We start from the raw sequence: 433 nt of genomic DNA on the forward strand, positions 1-433 counted from the left end.
TGGGCTTCGGCACGCGGAGCCTGTTCTCGGTGGCTGTGCCGAGGTTGGTGCTGGGCCGATGACGTTCACCGTGCGGGTGCTGGACCCGCGTACCGACCCGGAGCCGGCTGGCTGGGCCGCGTTCCTCGAAGCCCAGCAGGCGCCGCTGACCTGGGACTACGGCCTGTTGTGCACGGAGTCGCGGTGGTCGCGCAGCCCCTATCTGCTCACCGTCGTCAGCGACGGCGAAGCGCTCGTCGCCGCCGTGCTCGCGATGGTCTGCCACCCCGGTGGCTCGGCCGAGCCCGGCGCGGTCGGCGGCGTCGCGCGGTGGACGCCGCGCTGGCTGGAGGTGCAACACGCTTGGCTGTCGTGCTACCCCGCGTGGCTGTTCGCCGAAGCGCTCGACGCCGCCGCGCGCCGTGAGATCCTGCGCCGGTTCGAGCGCGCGGCC

The 433-nt window shown here is 73.7% G+C and carries 1 pseudogene; it reads left to right on the forward strand.

Annotation, left to right across the window (positions count from 1 at the left end):
* Positions 1-58: 58 nt before the first annotated feature.
* Positions 59-433 (forward strand): annotated as a pseudogene (locus G3I65_RS56245) (GNAT family N-acetyltransferase); the annotation flags it as partial.

Origin of the sequence: Amycolatopsis sp. SID8362 (assembly GCF_010550475.1) — a bacterium.
GTDB classification, from domain to species: domain Bacteria; phylum Actinomycetota; class Actinomycetes; order Mycobacteriales; family Pseudonocardiaceae; genus Amycolatopsis; species Amycolatopsis eburnea.